This is a genomic window from Agrobacterium sp. a22-2 (assembly GCF_012276985.1).
GTDB lineage: Bacteria > Pseudomonadota > Alphaproteobacteria > Rhizobiales > Rhizobiaceae > Allorhizobium.
Genome location: NZ_JAAXMM010000002.1, coordinates 55,524 through 74,402 on the forward strand (window position 1 = coordinate 55,524; position 18,879 = coordinate 74,402).

At 62.5% G+C, this 18,879-nt stretch carries 21 protein-coding genes; 8 read left to right on the forward strand and 13 right to left on the reverse strand.

The genetic code is table 11. The features are described 5' to 3' along the window. Positions 1–6 precede the first annotated feature (6 nt). Positions 7–1,620, reverse strand: a complete 1,614-nt coding sequence (locus HFC70_RS03510; protein WP_168471829.1) for a hypothetical protein — start codon at positions 1,618–1,620, stop codon at positions 7–9. Positions 1,621–1,902: 282 nt separating this feature from the next. Here HFC70_RS03510 and HFC70_RS03515 point away from each other — a divergent pair, with 282 nt between their 5' ends. Continuing rightward, complete coding sequence (locus HFC70_RS03515; RefSeq protein WP_168471830.1) at positions 1,903–2,967, forward strand: sensor histidine kinase; 1,065 nt, start codon at positions 1,903–1,905, stop codon at positions 2,965–2,967. Positions 2,968–3,051: 84 nt separating this feature from the next. Here the strand turns inward: HFC70_RS03515 and HFC70_RS03520 are convergent, their stop codons facing one another. The 4 genes from HFC70_RS03520 to HFC70_RS03535 form a co-directional block, all read right to left on the reverse strand. Continuing rightward, entirely contained in the window at positions 3,052–3,726 is a 675-nt protein-coding gene (locus tag HFC70_RS03520) for a type 1 glutamine amidotransferase domain-containing protein (RefSeq protein WP_168471831.1), read from the reverse strand. Positions 3,727–3,774: 48 nt separating this feature from the next. Continuing rightward, positions 3,775–4,812: an NADP-dependent oxidoreductase gene (locus tag HFC70_RS03525; RefSeq protein WP_168471832.1), complete on the reverse strand. Its 1,038-nt coding sequence runs from the start codon at positions 4,810–4,812 to the stop codon at positions 3,775–3,777. Positions 4,813–4,889: 77 nt separating this feature from the next. Further along, a complete protein-coding gene (locus tag HFC70_RS03530) occupies positions 4,890–5,462 on the reverse strand; it encodes a TetR/AcrR family transcriptional regulator (RefSeq protein WP_168471833.1) in 573 nt (190 codons plus the stop codon). Between the two features lie 84 nt (positions 5,463–5,546). Beyond that, entirely contained in the window at positions 5,547–6,299 is a 753-nt protein-coding gene (locus tag HFC70_RS03535) for a hypothetical protein (protein ID WP_168471834.1), read from the reverse strand. A gap of 173 nt (positions 6,300–6,472) precedes the next feature. Between HFC70_RS03535 and HFC70_RS03540 the strand changes: the two genes are divergently transcribed. Then, positions 6,473–7,528 carry an AraC family transcriptional regulator gene (locus HFC70_RS03540; RefSeq protein WP_168471835.1) on the forward strand — a complete coding sequence of 352 codons (1,056 nt, stop codon included), beginning with the start codon at positions 6,473–6,475 and terminating at the stop codon, positions 7,526–7,528. 33 nt (positions 7,529–7,561) lie between these two features. Here the strand turns inward: HFC70_RS03540 and HFC70_RS03545 are convergent, their stop codons facing one another. The 5 genes from HFC70_RS03545 to HFC70_RS03565 form a co-directional block, all read right to left on the reverse strand. After that, the gene (locus HFC70_RS03545) at positions 7,562–8,506 is read right to left on the reverse strand and encodes a rhodanese-related sulfurtransferase (RefSeq protein WP_168471836.1); all 945 of its coding nucleotides are present in this window, start codon (positions 8,504–8,506) and stop codon (positions 7,562–7,564) included. 124 nt (positions 8,507–8,630) lie between these two features. Further along, positions 8,631–8,996, reverse strand: coding sequence for a VOC family protein (locus tag HFC70_RS03550; RefSeq protein WP_168471837.1), 366 nt, complete (start codon positions 8,994–8,996; stop codon positions 8,631–8,633). Between the two features lie 78 nt (positions 8,997–9,074). Next, a complete protein-coding gene (locus HFC70_RS03555) occupies positions 9,075–9,776 on the reverse strand; it encodes a YafY family protein (RefSeq protein ID WP_168471838.1) in 702 nt (233 codons plus the stop codon). A 76-nt stretch (positions 9,777–9,852) separates the two neighbouring features. Continuing rightward, positions 9,853–10,764: a CHAD domain-containing protein gene (locus HFC70_RS03560; protein ID WP_168471839.1), complete on the reverse strand. Its 912-nt coding sequence runs from the start codon at positions 10,762–10,764 to the stop codon at positions 9,853–9,855. Further along, on the reverse strand, positions 10,748–11,236 hold the full coding sequence (locus HFC70_RS03565) for a CYTH domain-containing protein (RefSeq protein WP_168471840.1): 489 nt from the start codon (positions 11,234–11,236) through the stop codon (positions 10,748–10,750). Before HFC70_RS03565 ends, HFC70_RS03560 begins: the two co-directional genes overlap by 17 nt. 157 nt (positions 11,237–11,393) lie before the next feature. Between HFC70_RS03565 and HFC70_RS03570 the strand changes: the two genes are divergently transcribed. The 4 genes from HFC70_RS03570 to HFC70_RS03585 all read left to right on the forward strand — a co-directional run bounded on the left by HFC70_RS03570 (position 11,394) and on the right by HFC70_RS03585 (position 13,847). Beyond that, positions 11,394–12,032, forward strand: a complete 639-nt coding sequence (locus tag HFC70_RS03570) for a 2-dehydro-3-deoxy-phosphogluconate aldolase (RefSeq protein WP_168471841.1) — start codon at positions 11,394–11,396, stop codon at positions 12,030–12,032. A gap of 113 nt (positions 12,033–12,145) precedes the next feature. Further along, positions 12,146–12,853 (forward strand): tellurite resistance TerB family protein, encoded by a 708-nt coding sequence (locus HFC70_RS03575; protein ID WP_168471842.1) that lies wholly within the window; start codon positions 12,146–12,148, stop codon positions 12,851–12,853. A gap of 86 nt (positions 12,854–12,939) precedes the next feature. Continuing rightward, positions 12,940–13,632, forward strand: coding sequence for a GNAT family N-acetyltransferase (locus tag HFC70_RS03580; protein WP_168471843.1), 693 nt, complete (start codon positions 12,940–12,942; stop codon positions 13,630–13,632). Next, positions 13,629–13,847 carry a hypothetical protein gene (locus HFC70_RS03585; protein ID WP_168471844.1) on the forward strand — a complete coding sequence of 73 codons (219 nt, stop codon included), beginning with the start codon at positions 13,629–13,631 and terminating at the stop codon, positions 13,845–13,847. The genes HFC70_RS03580 and HFC70_RS03585 overlap by 4 nt, the downstream gene beginning before the upstream one ends. On the opposite strand, the gene HFC70_RS03590 is transcribed toward HFC70_RS03585, so the two are convergent. The 3 genes from HFC70_RS03590 to HFC70_RS03600 form a co-directional block, all read right to left on the reverse strand. Then, on the reverse strand, positions 13,838–14,899 hold the full coding sequence (locus HFC70_RS03590; protein WP_168471845.1) for a nickel/cobalt transporter: 1,062 nt from the start codon (positions 14,897–14,899) through the stop codon (positions 13,838–13,840). The genes HFC70_RS03585 and HFC70_RS03590 overlap by 10 nt on opposite strands. After that, on the reverse strand, positions 14,893–15,537 hold the full coding sequence (locus tag HFC70_RS03595; protein WP_168471846.1) for a DUF1007 family protein: 645 nt from the start codon (positions 15,535–15,537) through the stop codon (positions 14,893–14,895). Before HFC70_RS03595 ends, HFC70_RS03590 begins: the two co-directional genes overlap by 7 nt. Before the next feature lie 79 nt (positions 15,538–15,616). Further along, the gene (locus tag HFC70_RS03600; RefSeq protein WP_168471847.1) at positions 15,617–16,510 is read right to left on the reverse strand and encodes a LysR family transcriptional regulator; all 894 of its coding nucleotides are present in this window, start codon (positions 16,508–16,510) and stop codon (positions 15,617–15,619) included. 544 nt (positions 16,511–17,054) lie between these two features. On the opposite strand from HFC70_RS03600, the gene odc2 reads away from it, so the two are divergent. Together odc2 and HFC70_RS03610 are read left to right on the forward strand one after the other, a co-directional pair. Next, complete coding sequence (odc2, locus tag HFC70_RS03605) at positions 17,055–18,188, forward strand: ornithine/lysine decarboxylase (RefSeq protein WP_168471848.1); 1,134 nt, start codon at positions 17,055–17,057, stop codon at positions 18,186–18,188. 91 nt (positions 18,189–18,279) lie between these two features. After that, positions 18,280–18,870 carry a GNAT family N-acetyltransferase gene (locus HFC70_RS03610; RefSeq protein ID WP_168471849.1) on the forward strand — a complete coding sequence of 197 codons (591 nt, stop codon included), beginning with the start codon at positions 18,280–18,282 and terminating at the stop codon, positions 18,868–18,870. The last annotated feature ends 9 nt before the right edge of the window (positions 18,871–18,879 follow it).

Sequence of the window (18,879 nt, forward strand, 5' to 3'; positions counted from 1 at the left end):
TTCGACCTAGAACAGGAAATCATCGGCGGTGATCGTCGCCGCCTTGATATCCTCCAGCGTGATCGTGTCGCCGCCCGACAGGGTGATGACAGTGTCGCCTTGCACGGTTCTGATCGACGAGATATCGCCGAAATCGTCGATGCCGCTATAGCCGGTGAGGTCGATGTGGTCCTTGCCGTTCTGGAAGTCGGTGATGGTGTCTTCGCCGGACAGGCTGGCGAAGACGAAGGTGTCGGCGCCGCCGCTGCCGGTCAGCACGTCGTCGCCGCGCCCGCCGGTCAGACCATTGGCGGCGCTGTTGCCGATGATCGTATTGTCGAGGCCGTTGCCGGTGCCGTTGATCTTCGACGAGCCGATCAGCGTCAGGTTCTCGAAATTGGCGCCCAGCGCCCAGCTGATCGTCGACTGCACCGTGTCGACGCCCTGGCCGGCATATTCCTTTAGCGTCGCATCGATGCCGATCTTGTAGAGATCGTTGCCGGCGCCGCCATAGACGGTTCCGGTCACTTCGCCTTTCAGCGAGATGAAGGTGTCGTTGCCGGCGCCGAGCTTTACATCGCCGTACAGACTGCCGCTATTCGTCACGGTCTCCGTGCCCTGGCCGGACTGGAAGACCACGCCGGAGGCGGCATGGACCGATCCGGTCGTCTTGAAGGTCGTGTCGCCGGTCGAGGAGACGATGATCGCCGCCTTCGTCTCTGATATACCCTTGATGATATGGGTATTGGTGACCGTGCTGCCGTCGCCGGATATCGCCAGCGCCACGTCACCCGACAGCAGCGCCTTGTTGACGATGGTCGCATTGTCGCCGGTCGAACGGACGGCGGTGCCGGTCGACTTGATCGTGGCGTAATTGGCCAGGGTCAGATCGTCGCCGGACGTTGACACGCCGTAGGTCTTGCCCGAAACGGTGGTGGTATTGGTGATGGACGCGTCGTCGCCGAGGCTTGCTATACCAGCGCCGGCCGACGAGGTGATGAGCTTGGTGTTGCTGATGTCGGCGCCGTCGCCGGTCGAGCGGATGCCGTCGAGAACCGAGCGTATTGTTTCGTTGTTGGTAATCTCGGCATTCGATCCGGTCGAGACGATGCCGCGCGCCATGGTCGAAACGATCAGGGCATTGTTGGCAATCGTCACATTGTCGCCCGACGAGACGATGACATTGCCCTTGCCTTTCAGGCTGCCGTCATCGTTGGCAATCGTATCGCCATCGCCCGCCGTGACGATTACCGAGCCGCCGGTCGAGACCATGGTGCCGTCGTTCTCCACCGTATTGCCGTCGCCAAGCAGTTTCAAGCTGGTCGATCCGGTCTTCACAGTTCCGATATTGAGAAAGTCGACGCCGCCGCCATAGGCCAGGATGCCGATGCCGCTGGCGGTGAAGCTTGCCACATAGTCTATTCGGATGGAGGTGGCGCTGTCGGCAAGCGCCGAACTGCCAAGCACGAAGGCCGTGCCGCCGGTCGAGGTCAGGCTGCCCTTGATGATGAAGCTCTGGCCGGTCGTCATGCCCGCCGCGTCGATTGCGGTGCCTTTGGTCGAGAGCGACGTCCCGGTGTCAAGAACCCACGTCTCATCCTTGGTCGCGGCCCTGATGGCCGTCGCGAAATATGTCGTCATGACATCTCCTTGAAACGCTGGCGACGATAGACCGCGGGACTGAACGAGAGGTTAAAGTGGAATCGGCGTTGCACGCGCCTTTGCGGCGGATCTGGCATCCGTCAATTCGCAATGCAGCATTTCGCGTATGGTCATGCTATTGTTTAGGTTCGCGTGTGCTGCTGTGGTAACCTTACCTCAATGAGGAGCTGCGGACCCGTTGTTGGGTCCGATCCAGCATGGGGAAATCTCCCCTTGCTTTGCTTTCGCTCCGAAAGCCTCCGTTGCCCGAAGGGGTACGATATGACCGGCATTGCCCCACCACCGCCGCCGCCGATACGGGCGTTCGACCTTGCCTTGGAAGTCATTCTGTCTTCCGATGCTCCGCTTTTGATGCTGGATGGCAATCTGCTGATTGTCGCGGCCAGCAAATCCTTCTGCCGTGCCTTCCACATCAACTCCTCTACAACCATCGGGAAGCCGATGGCGGATCTGGGGGCGGGGGAATGGAACGTGCCGCAGCTGGATTCGCTGCTGCGCGCCACGGCATCAGGCTATGCCGAGGTCGAAGGGTATGAAATGACGCTCAAGCGTCTCGACCGGCCGCCCGCCCATCTGGTTATCAACGCTCACAAGATCGAGTATCCCGACGGTGCCAATATCCGTCTTCTGCTGTCGGTTCTGGATGTCACTGCGGCTCGCCACAACGAGAAGGCCAAGGACGACCTGGTGCGGGAAAAGGCCGTGCTGTTGCAGGAGTTGCAGCACCGGGTGGCCAATAGCCTGCAGATCATTGCCAGCGTCCTGATGCAGAGTGCCCGCAAGATTCAATCCGAGGAGACGCGCGGCCACCTCTACGATGCCCATAGCCGCGTGATGTCGGTCGCGGCCCTGCAAAAACAACTGGCCACGTCGCAAGTGGCCGAGGTGCGACTGCGGAGCTATTTCGACGACCTTTGCCGCAGCATCGGCGCGTCGATGATCCATGATCGCAATCTGGTTTCGCTGGCGGTGACGGTGGACGACAGCATCGTCAAGGCCGAGATCTCGATCAGCCTGGGCCTGATCGTCACCGAACTGGTGATCAATTCCCTGAAACATGCCTTTCCCGAGGGGCGCGGCGGCCGTATCGTCGTGGATTATCGATCCAGCGGCGGCGACTGGGTTCTGTCGGTCGGCGACGACGGCATCGGCATGCCGACCGTGGAGGATGGCGCCAAGCCCGGCCTCGGCACCAATATCGTCAAGGCCCTGGCCACCCAGGTCGATGCCGTGATCGAGATTGCCGATGCTGGTCCCGGCACGCTGGTGTCCTTGCGACACTCGGCAACAGCGCCTGCCTCGGCCGATGAGACTGCTCCAGTCTGAGCGGTCAGACGTTGTAGATCACGTCTCAAAGGCAGCGCCCGGCCGCAGGTCAACTCAGCCGGGCGCTTATTCGGATGGATGCGTTCAGAGCAGGGCCAGCAATGCCTTGGCCGCTTCTTCCGAAGAGGCCGGGTTCTGGCCGGTCACCAGTTTGCCGTCGGTGACCACATGCACGCCCCAGTCCCCGCCCTTTTCATAATGACCGCCATTGGCGATCAGCATGTCCTCCACCAGGAAGGGCACGACATCGGTCAGACCGACGGCCTCTTCTTCGGAATTGGTGAAGCCGGTAACGCGGCGACCGGACACCAGCGGCTTGCCGTCGGCAGCCCTAACGTGGCGCAAGACGCCCGGCGCATGGCACACGGCGCCGACGGGCCGATCCGTTGCAACAAAGGCTTCGATCAGGCGAATGCTGTTTCCATCTTCAGCCAGATCCCAGAGCGGGCCATGGCCGCCGGGATAGAACACGGCGTCGAATTCGGCCGCTTCGATATCGGAGAGCGGCATGGTCGAGGCAAGGGCTGCCTGGGCCGCCGTGTCGGCCTTGAAACGATGGGTGGCTTCCGTCTGGGCATCGGCTTCGTCGCTTTTCGGATCGAGTGGCGGCTGGCCACCCCTTGGCGAGGCGAGCGTGACGTCGGCGCCGGCATCCTTCAGCACATAATAGGGCGCTGCAAATTCCTCAAGCCAGAAGCCGGTCTTCTTGCCGGTATCGCCGAGCTGGTCGTGGGAGGTCAGAACCATCAGGATATTCATGGGGTATTCCTTCCTTGGGAATTTCAATGTTCTATTGTTTCTTAAAGGTCAGTCGTTGGGGCCGACGCGGATCACCCGCTTGCCGAAACCTTCGCCGCGCAGCAGGCCAACGAAGGCGCGCGGCGCTTGTTCCAGCCCGTCGATCACCTCTTCGCGATACTGGATCCGGCCGGCGGCGACCCAGCCGCCCATCTCCTTGGCAAACGCCGGATAAAGATGGCCGAAGTCATCGAAGATGATGAAGCCGCGCAGCGTCAGGCGCTTGCGCAGGATCAGGCCCATCAGCCAGCTCAGGCGGTCGGGCCCATCCGGCAGGCCGGTGGCGTTGTATTGGGCGATCAGGCCACAGACCGGAACTCGGGCATTGGTGTTCAGCCGCTCGGCGACCGCATCGAACACCTTGCCGCCGACATTCTCGAAATAGATGTCGATTCCTTTCGGCGTGGCGGCAGCCAGTTGTGCGACGAAATCGCCGGCCTTGTAGTCGACGCAAGCGTCGAACCCGAGCCCCTCGACCGCATGGGCGCATTTCTCCTTGCCGCCGGCAATGCCGACGACCCGGCAGCCGAGGATCTTGGCAATCTGTCCGACGGTGGCACCGACCGGGCCGGTTGCACCGCCGACCACCAGCGTTTCGCCTGATTTCGGCTGGCCGATCTCCTTGAGGCCCGCCCAAGCGGTGAAACCCGGCATGCCGGTGACGCCGAGCGCCCAGGAGGGATGGGAGGGGTTGGCACCGAGGGGGTTCACGCCCTTGCCGTCCGACAGGGCATAATCCTGCCAGCCGGCAAAGCCGACCACCCAGTCGCCCGGCTTGAAGCCCGACAGGTTGGAGGTGATGACGCGCGACACGGTGCCGCCGACCATGGTGCCGCCGATCTCGACCGGAGCGGCATAGGACGGCGCATCACTCATGCGGCCGCGCATATAGGGGTCGAGCGACAGATAGACGGTGCGCAGCAGCATCTGGCCGGCGCCGGGCGTCGGGATCTCGGCGGTTTCCAGCCGAAGGGTAGCGTCGGTCGGTTCACCCTTGGGACGTTCGGCAAGGACGAAACGGCGGTTGATGGTGGCGGACTGGGTCATGGTCGTCTCCATTGATGGATGGAATTGATCGGCTGGAGCGGGCCTTCTTGGCAAAGACCACAACTCCGGTTGTGGCTTCAGGACATCAGCGTCCGTGTGGTTGCGATCGCCTGATCGAAGGGGTCGGATGTGCCGGAAAGTTTTGCCATCAGGCTCGCCCCCAGCCAGATCTGGTAAAGGGTGGTGGCGACACTCTCCGGATCGAGCGCCGGACTGACTGAGCCGTCGACCTGGCCTTCGTGCAAGGTCTTCGCCAACCGTTCGATAATGCGCGCGACCCCGTCGTTCAGGATGGCACGCATATCAGGCGACAGGTCGGCAATCTCGGCCGATAGCTTGACCACGAGGCATTTGTCCTCGGCATTGTCGCTCATCTGGCGCTCGCGCCAGTGTTCGAAATAGGCGAGCAGCCGGGCGGCGGCGGGCCGGCCTTCGGCGCCCAACGTGTGCGAGAGGTCGGTGCGGTACTGCGCCACATAGGCGTCCAGCAGCGCGCAGCCAAAGGCCTCCTTGGAGGCGAAATAGTGGTAGAACGAACCTTTCGGCACGCCCGCCGTCTTCAACAGCTCGCTCAGCCCGACTGCGGTATAGCCGCGCTGCGCCGTCAGTGCCCGGCCGGTGTCGAGAATATGGGTGCGTGTGTCTTCCATGGACACTATATGGGCACCACTAGACCGATCGTCTAGTGGTGCCCATGGGAATCATCGTCGTGGTGCTGGAGGAGGCGCTCGCCGTCAGCGGATCGTGGTGTGTACCATTTCGCCCTTGATGCGGATTTCGGGTCTGGCGCCTGATGTGTTGGGCAAGGCACTGTCGATATAGGAGGCGGTGGCCTCGACCAGGTAGCTGATCGGCGCGGGCTGGATGAATTGCAGCGTTGTGCTCATCATCTTGCCGGTCAGCGCAATGGTTTCGTCTCGCATCACGCGCTCGAAGGCCAGCCGGGCGCGCAGCGCCTGGCCGGAAATCGATAGATCCGTGGCATGGCCCTCCAGCACCACGTCGCCGGCATCGCTGTTGATCGCCACCGTCGAGAAATCGCCGGCGAGCCGTATCCGGGATGCCTTCTGGTCGATCATGATGGCGGTCTCCGGCCGCAGATTGGCGACCAACTCGGTGGTGCAATCGGAGAGATCGAGCCAAGAGGATTGCGGTCCCACCTCGACGATGAGCATCGCATCTTCGATGTGCATGCGGCCGGGCGAACCACAGCCGCCGGAAAACCAGCCGGATTGCCAGACGGCGGCCCAGCCGGAATTGCGCGACGACAGGGTTGCCGTCTGCGGTGCTGCTGCGTCCGTGGTGATGTCCACGAGACTGGCGTCGCCGGTGATGCGCACGCTGGAGACCTCAGATAAATCGAGCGTGCCGGCCGGGATACGGCGCGTGCCCCACCACAGGTTAACCTGGCCCATGGCAAGGAGCGCGATGGTCACTGCGGTGCAGGAGAGAAGGACAGTCTGGGTGGTGGTCAGTCGGATGGTCATGGCAGGGCCCTCAAGGGTTGGAGTGAACCGATGCCGATGTGATGTCGGAAAAGACGTGCTCTCCTCGACCTAAAACCTGTTTCAGGTCGACCTTGAACGCGCTTGAGGGCATGGTAACAGCTGTCCGTTGCTTGTCCCTCCCTTCCGTCTTCTCTGCAAAGCCACGCTTCCCGATGATCTTTATTCCGCTGCCCTTCGTCGTCTCGCTGTTTCTGCTGACCTTCCTCATCCGGATGATCCGGCGATCGGATGACCACGGTCGGGAGAACCGTGCCTTCCTGCTTCTGGTCGCGGTCTATGCCTGCCAGTCGGTGCTGGTCGGCCTGCGCTGGGGCTATGGCCTGACGGAGATCGTCCCGGTGTTGGCGGTCATGGCGACGCTCATTCCGCCGCTTGCCTATCTGGCCTTCAAGGGACTTGCCGGCGATGGCCGGGAGCTATCGCTGCGCACCAGTTGGCCGCATCTGCTTCCCTGCCTTGCGGCGATTTTGATGTTCATCTTCGCGCGGGAACCGATCGATCTGCTGATCATCCTCGATTTTTTCGCCTATGGGGTGGCTCTGCTGTGGTTTGGCCGCAACGGACCGGACGGCCTGGCGGCCTCGCGGCTCGATGGCGTGCTGCGGTCCTATCGCGCCCTGCAACTGACCGCCTTCGCGCTGATCGGCTCGGCCCTTTCCGATATTGCCATCGGTCTCGACGTGATGTGGGGCGATGGCCGGCATGCAGCGTGGCTGGTTTCCGGCGGGACGGCGCTGGTGCTGCTATTGCTCGGCATCGCTGCCTCCGCCACCGAACCGAGTCTGCCGGCTGACGAGACCCCGGAGAACGAGACCCTCGACGGCGGCGCTGAAAATGTGCCGGCGAGCCAGGCGGACGCCGAAATCGCCGGCGCGGTCGATGCCCTGATGCAGGCACGGCAACTCTACCGCGATCTCGATCTGAACCTGGGAAAGCTGGCGCGGCGCCTGCATCTGCCGGCCCGCAGCGTTTCCAACGCCATCAACCGCATCCACGGCATGAGCGTCTCGCAATATGTCAACAATTACCGGATTGCCGAAGCGCAACGGCTGTTGTCATCGACCGACGAGCCGGTGACCCGCATCATCTTCGACGCCGGCTTCCTCACCAAATCGAATTTCAATCGCGAGTTCCTGCGGGTGACGGGTTTGAGCCCGACGGCCTGGCGGCGGCTGTATCAGCGGTCAGACGAAGCCGAGGCCGCCTGAGCGCGCCGCCCCGGCGGTGGCGGCAAGCCGCGCTCAGCTGCCGATATGCCGCTCGCCGCGCTTCTTGGCGAGATCAATCTGCTTCTGGCGCTGGCGATAACGCAGCCGGTCTTCTTCCGAGCGCTCATGATAGCAATGCGGGCAGGAGACGCCGGCCTCGTAGAGCGGGGAGGCGATCTCCTCTGCGGTGATCGGGTTGCGGCAGGCGTGGCAGAGCAGGTGATTGCCTTCCTTCAGGCCATGGGTCACCGAGACGCGTTCGTCGAAGACGAAGCAGGCGCCGTCCCACAAGCTCTGTTCCTCCGGCACTTCCTCCAGATATTTCAGGATGCCGCCCTTCAGGTGGTAGACCTCCTCGAAACCCTGCTGCTTCATGAAGGCGGTCGCCTTTTCGCAGCGGATGCCGCCGGTGCAATACATGGCGATCTTCGGCTTGTTGTGCAGGCCGGCATTGTTCTTCACCCAGTCGGGAAATTCCCTGAACGTCTTGGTGTTCGGATCGATCGCGCCGCGGAAAATGCCGATCGCCGTCTCGTAATCGTTGCGGGTGTCGATCAGGATGGTCTCCGGATCGGAGATAAGCTCGTTCCAGTCTTTTGCATCGACATAGGTGCCGACGATCTTGTTGGGGTCGATATCCTCGACGCCCATGGTGACGATTTCCTTCTTCGGCTTCACCTTCATGCGCAAGAAGGGCATTTTGGAAGCGCGGCTTTCCTTGTGCTCCAGCTTGCTGAATTCGGGCTGGGCGCGCAGAAAGGTCAAAACCTTGGCGATGGCGGCGTCCGTGCCGGCAATCGTGCCGTTGATGCCCTCATGGGCCAGAAGCAGCGTGCCTTTCACCCCTTCCGCCTTGCACAGCGCGTCCAGCGGTTCGCGAAAGTTCTCGAACCGTGGAAAATGGGCGAAGTGATAGAGCGCGGCAACGCAGAACGCGCCGCCCTCTTCGTGGCGAGGGGCTTGTAGATTGTCTGTCATGAGGCTGGAAATACTGCCTCAGCCGCTGCCGTGCAACGCATTTTCGCTTGGTCGATGAAGTTTGAAATTCGTCAAATCCACGGACCATGCTGCCGCGTGACGGCTGCGGCCGAAGCAATGCCGGTCAGACGGGTGGGGTGAAGACGCGGATGCGATGGCCGTCCGGGTCGGCGATGGTGAAGGTCCGGCCGAATTCCGCCGTGACCGGGGCCTGCAGCACCGTTACGCCCTGCGCCTTCCACGCCGCGTGGGTTTCATCGACCAGAGCGGCGTTTGCCGCCCGGATCGCCAGTTCGCAGCCGCCGCCGGTCAGCGTGGCGGCCGGTTCGACCGTCGCCCGCGACCAGAGCCCCAGCACCAGGCCGCCGGGCAGGACAAAGAGTGCGAAGGTCTCGGACAGTTCGGCCGGGGCAAAGCCGAAGAGGCGTTCGTAAAAGGCGGCGCTGGTTGCGGGCTTGTCGACATAAAGGATGGTCATGGTCGGCGTCATCGTCAATCTCCTTGGGTTCGTCCGGAAGTTCTCTCCGGGGACGAGAGGGAGATTAGTGGGCGATGCTGCCAATTTCTGTCAGTATGGTTGCTGCAAATCGGTAATGCCCTGCTCCTGCCGCCATTCCTTCAGCAATTGCAGGCGGCGGCGCGGATAGCGCAGATCGATCGGTTCCAGCACGGTAATACGGTCGGTGCGGAAATGGCGAAAGGCGGCGCGCGTCTCGCACCAGGCGATGAGGACCCGCAGCTTTTCGAAATAGCCAAGCGCGACCGGCCAGACGATGCGCTCGCTGAGGTCTCCCTTCGCGTCGGCATAGGCGATCTTCAGCTTCTGTTCGCCGCGGATGGCCTGTCGGATTGCCGGGACGTCGATGGTGCCATCATCGATGCGGTCTGCCGGTCCGACCAGCAGGCCGGAGGTCTGCAAATGATCCTTGAGATCGGCCGGCAGCACCGCCTCGATCTTGGCCAGCGCATTGCGGGCGGCGTCGTGCAACTGGCTGTCGGCGCGCTTGGCGACCCAGCGCGAGCCCAGTACCAGGGCCTCGATTTCCTCAAGCGAGAACATCAGTGGCGGCAGCATATAGCCGGGGCGCAGGATATAGCCGACGCCCGGCTCGCCCTCGATATCGGCGCCCTGGGCCTGCAGGGTGGCGATGTCGCGATAGAGCGTGCGCAGCGAAATGCCCAGTTCCTCGGCCAGCATCTGCCCGCTGACGGCGCGGCGATGGCGGCGCAGTGCCTGGAGAAGATCGAGCAATCGTTCGGAACGGGACATTCACTTCCTCTACCCTATGAGACTGACAAAAAATGGCAGCATCGCGTAGAGTTGTCGATCGTCATGGGCGAGTCGGCTAGTCCCTTGCGGCCATCAACCACAGGGTTTCGATCACGTCCGCCTCGTGCTCGGGATCGTAGGCGAAGACATCGTCGGCAAGCTGCATGGCGTCGCGGCGCAGCGCCTGCTGCTGGCGGATGATGACGCCGAGCACCAGCGACAGATCTTCGCTGCCGCCGAGCATGTCGGGATGCAGGTCGAGAAGCTCGATGAGCAGGGACAGGTCGTGTTCGTGGCCGAGCGTGTCGACCAGATGCTTGGCCTCGGCCTGCCTGGCGCGCATGGCCGCCGGCCATAGGTCGCGCAACAGCGACAGATGCATCCAATAGGTCTGACCGGATTTGCGCAGGCTGTGAAACACCTCGGCATGGGCGCTGTCGTGACAGCCGGCCAGCGCCGCCTTGGCCTTTTCCAAGCTCCGGCGCCAAGCCTTGGCCAGAAGCCGGCCGGCCTTGCGCGGGCTGTCGGGAAAGGTCTGGGCCTCGACGGCGGCGATGGCGGCGCGGCAGGTCTCGATGGCGGCCGCCACCTTGTCCGTCAGGTCGGTCTCGTCTGCCGCCACGCCGTCGCGGCGCTCGGTGAGGGTCTTGAGAGCGGCGGTAAGCGCACGCTCCTCCTCCGGCGTTTCGGCGTGGGCCTGCAGATAGGCAACGGTTTCGGTCAGCGCCGTGGCGTCGCGCACCAGCGACAGCGAGCGCGCCATATCCCGCAGCCTGGCATTCTCTTGGTCGGCGAAGTCCTTGTCGTTACGGGCGGCGAGGCGATAGAGCGCTCTTACCCGTTTGAATTTCTTGCGGGCCTCGTGGATCGCCTCGTGCAAGCCGTCCGGCTGCTCCTCGAAAGCGGATGTGGCCCGTTGCAATTGCTCGATGGCAATCCGCCTGATCTCGTCGGTGAAGTCGTGCGTCGGTTTAATGCGATAGGCCATTTTTAAATTCCGTCGGAGATGTTTCGATTGCCAGCGACTGGTTGGAATAGCGCCGGTCGCCGGTGATCTCGGCGCCGAGCCAGGCGGGCCGGGCCGGATCGTCCGTCTCGCTTCGCATTTCCACCTCGGCGATGACGAGGCCCTGGTAGGCCCCCTCGAAGACATCCACTTCCCAGATGAACCCGCCATTTTCCACGGTGTGGCGGGTCTTCTCGATGACCCGGCCGATGGCCATGGTCATCAGTTCTTCGGCGTCTGTCAACGGAATGGGATATTCGAACTCGTCGCGCACCAACTGGCTCTGGCCGATCTTGATCGTCAGCATGGCAGAGGTGCCGTTGCGGGTGCGCACGCGCACCGAGCGGTCGTCCATGCTGGCAATATAGGCCTGGCGCATGGGCGTGGACGAGGTCGCAAGCGGGCGCCAGTCGTCGTTGAGAACCAGAAACTTACGCTCGATTTCCTTGGCCATGATCCGTTCCGCTCGATCCGAACTTTACGCTAACCTATCGTAATCATTCGAGGCGCGAAATCGCCTCAAGCGATATAGCGCGCATTTGTCTCGACAATGATGCAGCCTCGCGATAATCCTTGGCCAAATTCAATCGTTTTAAGAAGGGTGGACCGCCATGGGGATGAAGACCGAGAAGCTCCTGTCCGTTTTGAAGCTGCAGCCGGTGGTACCGGTTCTGATCATCGAGGATGCCGCAACCGCCGTGCCGCTGGCCCGTGCGCTGGTGGCCGGCGGCTTGAAGGCGATCGAAATCACCATGCGCACCGCGGCAGCGCTCGACGCTGTCCGGCGCGTCGCCGATGAAGTGGAAGGCGCCGTCGTCGGTGCCGGCACTATCCTCAATGCCGCCCATTTCCAGGCCGCCATCGATGCCGGTTCGCAATTCATCGTCAGCCCCGGCACGACGCAGGAACTGCTCGATGCTGCCCGCGGCTCCGACATTCCGCTTCTGCCGGGCGCGGCGACAGCGTCGGAAGTCATGGCGCTGCGCGAGGAAGGTTATGAGGTCTTGAAGTTCTTCCCGGCCGAACAGGCGGGTGGCGCGGCCTATCTCAAGGCGCTGTCCTCGCCGCTGGCCGGCACGCTGTTCTGCCCGACCGGCGGCATTTCCTTGAAGAACGCCAAAGACTACCTGTCGCTGCCGAACGTCGTTTGCGTCGGCGGTTCCTGGGTAGCGCCGAAGGAACTGGTTGCCGCGGGCGACTGGGCCGGCATCACCAAGCTGGCCGCAGAAGCCTGCGCCCTGGCCGGCTGATCCCCCCAAACCGATCGGCCGGCTTGCCTGAAGCCGGTCGCGTCTCTTTGCAATTCCCCTTCGCCGTTCCTATCTACCTTCCGACCTATCAAAACGGCCAGGAGATATGACGAATGTTCGATGCGAAGAAGCTGCTTGATCAATTTCTCGGTTCGCAGGTGCCGATGGCAGGCGGTTCCGTGCGGCAGCGGGCAAGCGATGCAGTGCAGACGGCGAAAAACAATCCGCTGGCTGCTGGAGCGATCGTGGCGGCTGTTCTTGGCACGAAGACGGGCCGATCGCTGGCGGCCAATGCCCTGAAGATCGGCGGCATGGCGGCGATTGCCGGCCTTGGCTATGCGGCCTACAAGAATTACAAGTCCGGCCAGCAGCCCGAGGCGTCGAACAGCGATCATCTGCCTGAACTGCCGGAGATCCTGCCGCCGCCGGCTGATTCGCCATTCAGCCTCGAAGCGCCGGCTGCCACCAACGACTTTGCCCTTGCCCTCGTGCGCGCCATGATCGCTGCTGCGAAAGCTGATGGTCATATCGACGCAGCCGAGCGCGCCAATATCATGGGCAAGGTACATCTGTCGGGCATCGGCGCGGAAGCGGAAGCCTTTATCGAGAGGGAATTGAGCGAGCCGACCGATATCGATGCGCTGGTCGCCGCTGCCGTGACCGAAGAGCAGAAGGTCGAGCTCTACACAGCATCACGGCTGGCTATCGATCCCGACACCCGTGCCGAGCGCGGCTACCTCGATCTGCTCGCCGGTCGTCTGGCCTTGCCGGATGCGCTGGTCGATCATATCGAGGCCACCGTCTCGGCCGCCAAGGTCTGATCCGCGGTTTTGCCGCTCGGTGATGGCCGGTTGCCTTTGCAGGGCGGCTGGCCTAATCCTCTGACGATGAGATGTCAGGGATGAACATGCGCGATCTTTCCACCTTCAAGGGCTGCCCGGCCCCCAAGCCGGTCAACCTGTCCGGCCGTTTCGTCACCATCGAGCCCTATGACCGGGACCTGCATCTGCAGGATCTGTGGGACGGGCTTGGCGGCATGGCGATCAATCCGCTGCTCACCTATTTCAGCAATGACGATTTCGGCGGGGTCGAGGATTTCGGCGCCTGGCTCGACGCCATGAAAAAGGGCGGCTGGATCACCCATGTGTTCCGCAACAAGGCGACCGGGCAGATCGTCGGCATGGCCAATTACATGCGCGCCGATCCGGCCAATGGGGTGGTTGAGATCGGCGGCGTGGCGCATGGGCCGGCGATGAGCCGCTCGCCGCTGTCCACCGAAGTGCATTATCTGATGGCCAAGCACGTCTTCGAGGATCTCGGCTACCGCCGCTACGAATGGAAATGCCACAACGACAACCAGCCAAGCAAGACGACGGCCCTGCGCTACGGTTTCACTTTCGAAGGCGTGTTTCGCCAGCACATGATTTCCAAAGGCGGCAATCGCGACACGGCCTGGTTCTCGATCATCGACAGCGAATGGCCTGTGGTGAATGCGGCGTTCGAAGCCTGGCTTGCGCCGGATAATTTTGATGACAAGGGCCAGCAGGTCCGCCGGCTGGAGGATATCCGGGCCGGAATGAAGGCCGGAGCACAATCATGAGCAATTCCAGCAACGACCGCTCCTCGGCCATAGCCGCGGCCGTCATCCTGATCGGCGTCGGCGTCCTGCTGTTCGTGATGCCGAAAATCGTGATGTGGATCGCCCAGTTTTCGACAATCCTGGCCGCGGCCTTCGGCTCGGTGGTTGTCCTGTCGTTCTTCGTGATCTTCTGGTTCCGCGCCCGCTATCAGCGCCGCCACAAGATTCAGGACTGAAGGGCGGCCGCCAGCAGCAGGGCGCCCATAACAATGACCAGCAGGGCGCCGGCAATTTCGAGCCCTGTGGCCACCCGCCGGGCCGTCGGCGACCCCGGTCCGGACAGACGCACGGCAATGTCCTTGGCCGTCACGGCAATGGCGGCGAGCGCTGAGACGGTGATCGCCGTTCCGACCGCCATGGCAAAGACCGACAAAACGCCACCGAGATAAAGCCCGTTCAGCAGCGCGAAGGTCATGACCAGCAACGCGCCGGAACAGGGCCTGAGGCCGACGGCGATGACGGCCGACCACGCTTCGCGCAGCCGGAAATCCGGCGCAGCCAGCAGTTTCGGGTCCGGCAGATGGGTCATGCCGCAGTCGGGGCAGGTCGAACCGGGTGACAGGGCATCGTGGTCGTGGCTGATCGACACGGCCTGAAAGGTCAGGCCTGTGGTGCCCGTCCTGGCCGAGCCGGGTGTGGCATTGTCAAACAGGCCAGCGCTCACCGGCATCGCCAAACGGCGGGCGGGCGCCAAGCCCTTCAGCTTCTTGACCAGCAGCCAGACGCCGAAGGCGATGATCAGCCCAAAACTGGCGATTTCCATCGCCCGGGTGGCATCGGTCATGGAAATGGCCGTGCCGCGCAGCAGGAGATAGGCGAAGCCGACCAGCGCAATGGCGACGGCGCCCTGCAGCATGGCGGAGACGAAGGAGATGACGATGCCGCGCTTCAGTTCCGTTTCGTTGGCGATCATGTAGGACGAGATCACCGCCTTGCCATGGCCAGGCCCTGCGGCATGGAAGACGCCATAGGCAAAGGACAGGCCGATCAGGGTGGCGAGATGGGCGGGGTTGTCGCGCATGGCCTTCAGCGCGCCGGTCAGGGCGCGGTAGAAGGCCTGCTGGTTGGTGTTGATCCAGGCAAGCAGTCCGCCAAACGGGCCGGCGACCTGGAAAGACGGCTCTGCCGTACCGATGCCGAGCGGCGATGCGGCATGGGCAAGGGTGGCGGACAGTCCCAGCAGAAGGCCGAGAGCCGCGATACGGGTGATCCTGCCCGCCGTCAGCATGTCAGTTCCAGCCGTGTGGCAAACAGCTTGCCCATGTCGGTGCCGGCCGGGTCGTTGAAGAAGGCTTCGGTGAGGTTCGACTGGTTCTGGGCGATTACCTCGTCGGGATCGGGCCGCACCACCTTGTGCTTGCAGGACTTGAAGCCGTCGCCCTCGATGGCCATGGCCTCGTCGGTGGAGAAGTCGATCGCGGTATAAAGCGTCGGGTCATGCACGCCGAAGCTCAAGCTGCCTTTGATGGCCAGCGGCTTTTCCGGCTTGATGGTGAAGAAGACCAGCAACTGGTTGTCCTTGAAATCGACGGTGAACGTGTCGGGCTTGCCGACCGGAATGGGGGCGCCGTTGCTGGTGATGAAGGTGAAATAGCCGTAGTCGCCGAGCGATTCGCGGATGGTCTTGGCGATTTCCTGCAACTCGTCATGATCGAGCTTCAGGTCGGTATTGGTATCGAAATCCATCAGCACGCTGGAGGAGAAGATATCGTCGAAGCGCCAGACATTGCGCAGTTCCGAGACATTGCCATCCTTGCCGGCGATGACTTCGAGCCGGGCCTCGGCGAAGATATGCGGATGAGCGCTTGCCGGAAGCGGCGCCAGCGCCAGCAAGCCGGCCAGGAGGATGTTCGATCGTCTCGTCATGCGCCGCGTTTTGCCCGTTTTGACTGGGCCTTTGCATCGCCGAAAAATGGGACGGAAATGCGGCCCCATCGGCCTTTGCTCAGGCATTGCGCCGAAACCAGCCATAGAGAAAATCGACCAGGACGCGCACCTTGGCGGGCAGGTAGCGGCGATGCGGATAGATCGCGTAGATGCCGCGATTGGCCGGCAGATAGTCGTCGAACAGCGAGACCAGGGCGCCGCTGTCGAGATGCGGCTTGACGATGAAGTCCGGGATGATGGCAACGCCCAGGCCCGTCAGCGCGGCGCGCAGGGTGGCCTGCGGACTGTTGACTTCGATCGGGCCGGTGACGGCGACGGAAATCGCGCTGCCGTCCGGCTCGAAGAAGCGCACCGAATTGTGGTTGCGGGAATTGGTGTCGACCAGAAACGGCACCTTGGACAGTTCCTGCGGGTGGGTGAGGGGGCCATATTGTTCCAGGAAGGCCGGTGTGGCGCAGGCATAGACGCGGAAATCGGACAGCTTGCGGGCAATCATGCCTGAATCATCGAGCTTGGTGATGCGGATGGCGAGGTCGAAGCCTTCCTCGATCAGGTCAACGAATCGGTCTTCCGCGACGATCTCGAGCGCCAGATCCGGGTGTTCCTTGGCGAAATCGATCAGCGACTGGCCCACGTCGGCATCGATGAAGGTGCGCGGCACGGTGATCTTCAGCTTGCCTTTGAGATCGGCATTGTTCTCGCGCACCAGGTCGGCGAGGTTGTCGATCTCCTTCAGGATGTCGGCGGCGGTGCGGTAATAGGTGTGGCCCGCTTCGGTCATCGAGAACTGCCTTGTGGTGCGGTTCAGGAGCAGGGCGCCCAGTTCATCCTCCAGTTCGCGCACGTATTTGGAGAGCAGCGCCTTGGAGCGGCCGGTCTTGCGGGCTGCGGCGGAAAAGCCTTCCGCCTCGACCACATCGATGAACGCTCTAATGCGCGTCAGGGTATCCATTGGGCGTCTCCTCGCAAGCTGTCTTCATATTCTGAACAGTTCACCCAATTCGTTCAACCGATTTTGTGGTGCCAGGTGCAAAAACCTCTTGATTATGACGCCGAATATTCTTATCTCCCTGTCAGCCCAAAGTCGCACGTGCCCGTGTGTGTCCGCCGACCCTCGAAATGGGATTTATCCCTAAGGTGAGGTCATCGGTAAGGTACCTGGAATTAACCCCTCCAGTCGCTATTCCGGCCAACCGGAAAATGCGAGGACATACGAAGCAACGACGGTGCGGGCCTTTTTGTTCTCTCCCGGCTTTCCATCAGCCGGGGATTTTGAAGAGGCACACCATCATTGCCGGAAGTGCGGTCGGGTATCCCCTCCAATCCATGGCAGACAAAGCCGAATTGATTCCCTTGGCCGGGAATCGGTTCATCATTTGCGCATCGAGCGCGTGTTGAGGATCCGGGGTCTCCACCGGCTGGTTCCTTGATCGCACGCTCGTATGCCCTTTGTCCTCCAGCTCGTGCTGGAGCTTGGAACACTAGGGAATTCGACCATGACCACTGCACGCATCCTCGACTTCATCAACACCCGACGTCCCGAAGGTCCTTGCCTTGTGGTCGACCTCGATGTTGTTCGCGAAAACTACGGCGCGTTTCGTCACGCTTTGCCGGACAGCGCGATCTACTATGCCGTGAAGGCCAACCCGGAACCGCAGGTTCTGGCGCTGCTTGCTTCGCTCGGCTCGAATTTCGATTGCGCCTCGGTCGCCGAAATCCAGATGGCGCTTGACGCCGGTGCGACGCCTGCCCGCATTTCCTTCGGCAACACCATCAAGAAGGAACGCGACATCGCTCGCGCCCACGCGCTCGGCATCAACCTCTTCGCCGTGGACAGCCACGAAGAAGTGGAAAAGATCGCCCGTGCCGCTCCCGGCGCCCGTGTATTCTGCCGCGTGCTCACCGATGGCGAAGGCGCCGAATGGCCGCTGTCGCGCAAATTCGGCTGCGTTCCGCAGATGGCCGTCGACGTTCTGGTCTATGCACACCAGCTGGGCCTGGAATCCTTCGGCGTGTCCTTCCATGTCGGCTCGCAGATGACCAAGGTCGATGCTTGGGATTCGGCGCTTGCCGATGCCAAGCGCGTCTTTGGCTCGCTTGCCAAGCAGGGCATCGTCTTGAAGATGGTCAACATGGGCGGTGGTTTTCCGACCAAGTACCTGCGCGACATTCCGTCGGCTGAAGCCTACGGCCAGGCGATCGCAAGCTCGCTGCGCAAGCACTTCGGCAACAACATTCCGCAGACCATCATCGAACCGGGCCGCGGCATGGTCGGCAATGCCGGCGTGATCAAGGCGGAGGTCGTGCTGATCTCGAAGAAGTCGGACAATGACGAGCACCGTTGGGTGTTCCTCGATATCGGCAAGTTCGGCGGTCTCGCCGAGACCATGGACGAAGCCATCCGCTATCCGATCCGCACGATCCGTGATGCCGATGCGATGGAGCCCTGCGTGCTGGCCGGCCCGACCTGCGACAGCGCTGACGTGATGTACGAGAAGAACATGTATCCGCTGCCGGTCTCCCTGACGATCGGCGACGAGGTTCTGATCGAAGGCACCGGCGCCTACACGACCACCTATTCGGCGGTCGCCTTCAACGGTTTCGATCCGTTGAAGACCTATGTGATCTGAAGATCCTTCAGATCATCCGACGACCGCGCCGGACACCCGGCGCGGCGTAATCCACCATTATTCGAAACACATCTTGCTACGGGAGGCCGCTATGGCCGCTGTTCTCGATACCGTGCGCGCTTTTTTCGCGCCGGCCGCCTTTGTCATCGATTCCGAAACGCCGGCTGACGTCGTGGCGCGCGAAGCGCTGCTTGATCGCGCCATGGGTGCCGATCGCCGCAACAAGTCCTCCGAGCGCATTCGTCATGGTCGTGTGCCGGCCGATGGCCTGGCGCTCGTGGCGCGTGACCGCAAGGGGCATGTGATCGGCACCGTTCGCTTGTGGAACATCGAAGCCGGAATCAGCCGCGATGGCAATGCCGTCGATGGGCTGCTGCTCGGTCCCTTGGCGGTCGATGGCGGCCAGGCTGGCAAGGGCATCGGCTCGGCGCTGATGCGCGCCGCCCTTGTGGAAGCCAAGAAGCGCGGCCATGGCGCCGTGCTGCTGGTCGGCGATGCCGCCTATTACGAGCGCTTCGGCTTCTTTGCCGAAAAGGCGCAGCATCTGGTCATGCCGGGGCCGTTTGCGCGGGCGCGCTTCCTGGCGCTCGAACTCAAGGCGGGCTGGCTCGAAGGCGTTGCCGGCATGGTGGTTGCCAGCGGCCGCAAGCTTACCCAGTTGCCGCAGCGCAAGGCTGCCTGAGGGCGGCCG